Here is a 3,790-nt window from a genome sequence, read left to right as displayed (position 1 = left end):
GTAGTCCTGCAGACCCCATCCGTGTTAGAGTAAGGACGTGGACATGCTTCGTTTGCCTCCTTGCTGAAGCGTCGTAACTTCATAGGAGACTGGCATGTCCACATTTTTTCAACCCTCAACTACGCAAGAACCGGAAGAGCCCGGATTAAGAGGTTATCCGGATCTATGTCAGCCGGGGCTGCGAAATCCAGACGGCTCGCCAGCGGCTGAAAACCCAAACACTCCGGCAGAGGAAGTGGTACAATCAGGGTCGAAACCGGAAGAAGGAGACGGCGATCAAACCGTCGTTAGCAAGGCAGAGTGTCTATTAGCAAACGAGCCGATCTGTGCCACTGGTCTGACGACGTACAGAAGGGACAGCAGCGGACCGGCAACTCTACCCGGTCGCCGCCTCTGACGGCGCCGGCGGTGCCATCATCGCCTGGCGCGACAACCGTAACGTCGGCTGGCTCGAACCGGTCAAGGGATCACCTTCCATCAAGGAGAATTGTCATGCGGGACACATGGAAATCGCGCCTCGCCCTGATTGTCGGGCTGGTGTGGACCAGTGCGGTAATGGCGCAGACCATTGCAACTGGCGATCCGACCGGCGCGCGAGTGGAGCAGCGCCCCGATCCGGCGCTCGCTGCCTGGAACGCGGCGCCCGAGCGACCCGAACCGGGCGGCCGGCCCGGCCCGAAACAGGAAGCCGCCGATGAAGACCTGATGGCTCCGGGCGATCTCTCCGAAGGCGGGGGCTCGCGCTGGCAGGGCGACGTCCTGGTGACTGACCCCACGTTCGACGAAGTCGAACCGGCGATGTGTAAGACGCCCGACGGAACGCTGTTCATCGCGGTTGAGCAGTACGGGGCCTACGATGGCTGGATACGCATCTACCGTTCCACCAACGGCGGGCTGACCTGGGCTTGGCTCGTTTCATACAAGTCCGGCAACGAATCGCGGAACCCGGCCATAACCTACGCCAACCGCACAAATGGAGAAACCTGGCTCTTCCTCGCGTATGAAGCGACGATGTCCGACACGACCAAACGCATCGTCGTGGTTCGAGTCGATCCCAACAACACCGGGAACTGGACCTCCGTGACGGCTGCGTCTGGCATCACCGGAACGCCGGACATCCATCCACGCATCTGCACGGACAATCCGATCTACGACGTGTTCTATGTATACGTCACGTATTCCGTCTACGCGGTTGACTACTACGCCACGATGTTCACGCGCAGCCTGGACTACGGGCTGACCTACTCGGCGCCCGTTGACATTACCGGCGGCTCAGATAGTTCGACGTTCGCGAGCCGTCCCGACATCGCCTACGGTACCGCCGGGCTGTTCGTAGCGTTCGAGAAGCCGGGCTGGACGGGCAGCGCCTGGAAGACGGAGGTCTGGGCGAGTCGCAGCACGAACTACGGCGGCTCGTGGAACGCGCCCGTGCAACTGACCACGGCCGAAGACGGCACCTGGCATCCGTCCGTGGCGGCGGCGATCGGCGTTTCGACCGTGATGGTCGCCTACACGGGGTCAGTCGTATCCCAGACCGACATCTACTGCGTTTATTCGACGGATGGCGGGACTTCTTTTGGCGCCGAGTCCCCGCTGCCTCGGACCTTCGACAACGAGAAAAGCGTGGCTTTGTCAGTCAGCGACAGCGGCGGCCGCTATCACGCCGCCTTCTGGCGCGCCTATGACATCGAGTACACCTACACTGACGCTACCTCGCCGCTGCCCTGGGCGCCGACGACGCTGGTCAACGAGGCCAACTGGGCGAGCTCCGTGTACAGCCGGCCCGCGATTTGCGTCAACCCGACCAGATCTCTGGAGGAGGAGGCGTGCGTGGCTTGGGCCGATTATCGCGGATCGTTTTACGACGTGTACTTCGACACCGGATTCCTCTCCGCCCCGCCCGCGATCCAGACTGTCACCGATGTCCCGGCCGACCAGGGCCTCCAGGTCCGCCTGGACTGGGATGCCTCCCTCTACGACGACCCGGGCGCCCCGACCCCCATCGTCGGATACGGGATCTATCGCTGGGCCGGCGTGAAGAACCGCGCGGCCGTCAAGACGCCGGACGGCCGGATCCTCGGCTGGGACTACCTCCTCACGGTCCCGGCCCGCGGTGACTACGGCTACCAGTACGTGGCTCCGACCCTGGCCGACTCCACGGCAACCGGCATCCACTGGTCCGTCTTCTTCGTCTCGGCCATGACGGCGGACCCGGACATCTACTTCGACTCCGCTCCCGACAGCGGCTACTCGATCGACAACATCGTGCCGCCGCCACCGGCCAGTTTCGCGGTCGAATACGGTCCGCAGAACCACCTGTCGTGGACCGCCTCCGATGCGCCCGATCTGGCTTGGTACGACGTGTACCGGGGGGACGACCCGGACTTCGAGCCGACGGTGGACTCCCGCGTCGCGCAGATAAAGGCGACCTCGTGGATCGATTCCGGCGGTACCTGGGGGGTGTACTACAAGGTGGCGTCGGTCGACGACGCTGGGAACGTCAGCGAAGCGGTTCCTAACGATGCGGCGACCGGTTCGTCGGACACGCCTCCTGCGCGCACGCGGCTGGTCGGGTGCTTCCCGAACCCGTTCAACCCGCAGACGACGATCCGCTACGACCTGCCCCACGCCGCGCGCGTGCACCTGGGCGTTTACGATGTGGCGGGCCGGATGGTGCGGACGCTGTCGTCTGGGGAGGAGATCCCCGCAGGTCGTCGCGAGGTGGTGTGGAACGGACGCGACGATGCCGGCCGTGCAGTGTCCACCGGCGTGTATTTCTGTCGGCTAGAGGCTGGCGACTATAGCGCGACGATCCGGGTGGCGCTGGTCAAGTGAGTCCCGATGGGGGAGTCCGGAGTCGGTCAGGCCATTGCCGGCGGATCCGACCGACTCCGGCATCTCTCTTTCTGTCGCGTCGGGAGTTCCTCTCGGGGGCCAGTGTGCTTGCCCGCCTTGCCCGACATCTGGAAAAGCCTGCACGAGTTTAGGTCTCGGATGCGGTGGAGGCGGGCCATTCCGAGGGCCGTTCTCAACATATTCTCAGTTCCGAGTTCGCTGTGCGGCCCTGTCCCTACTCAAAACCCCATCCGCACATGTTCCAGCCCCAATCATGTCCCTGAGTACCATCTAGACACCTGGCGACAACCGCCCGAGCGCCGATAACTCAGTCAGATCGCAACAAATCGTCATCTGCGGAATGGAATCCGATTCCAGGCAGGCCTCGAATACACCCGTCCATACGTATCAGCCCGATACAATCCCCGAATACTACAAATGTCCTACGCCGCCTCGCGGTAATACCGACTATGCAGCCCCCCGACCACCGCCCTACGCCGCACCGGCCCGAGCTCGGGCCCCTCGATTTCCCGCCCTTCCGGTGTCTCTTTCCCGAGCCCGAGGTGCGTCCGCGACTCATGGTAATACCGCAGGTACTTCAGCAGCATCCTCCGCGCGTGCCGCTCCCCGAACACGATCATGTGGTTCAGGCATTCGCGCTTGAGTGTCCCCACCACCCTCTCGCAGTACCCGTTCTGCCACGGCGACCGGGCGCTGATCACCAGTTCCTCCACCCCGAGCTGCTTGACCGCGAGTTATAACCGAAAGTTGTGGATGACCTGATCAAAAGAGGTGGCGTATCCTCCCCATTGACGTTTTCAAATCTCTTTGAAAGGAGAGGACACGCCATGGGGAAGAAGATAGCCCAGATGGGGCCGCCAAGTCCAGAAGAAGCTCCACGGGATGTGCTGACCGGGATCCTCCGCACAGGATGTCGCGAGATCCTGGAGGAGGC

Annotated in this window: 1 protein-coding gene and 1 pseudogene; one reads left to right on the top strand and one right to left on the bottom strand. The window is 63.0% G+C overall.

Features of this window, described 5'->3' with window-relative positions; genetic code table 11:
* The first annotated feature begins 492 nt into the window (after positions 1-492).
* Positions 493-2,835: a hypothetical protein gene (locus KJ554_00575; GenBank protein ID MBU0740824.1), complete on the top strand. Its 2,343-nt coding sequence runs from the start codon at positions 493-495 to the stop codon at positions 2,833-2,835.
* Between the two features lie 443 nt (positions 2,836-3,278).
* Here the strand turns inward: KJ554_00575 and KJ554_00570 are convergent.
* A pseudogene (locus KJ554_00570) lies at positions 3,279-3,572 on the bottom strand (transposase).
* Positions 3,573-3,790: the final 218 nt, after the last annotated feature.

It is taken from the genome of bacterium (genome assembly GCA_018814885.1).
Lineage (GTDB): Bacteria > Krumholzibacteriota > Krumholzibacteriia > LZORAL124-64-63 > LZORAL124-64-63 > JAHIYU01.
Note: the sequence above shows the minus strand (reverse complement) of the source record. Positions and strands in the feature narration are given on the sequence as shown.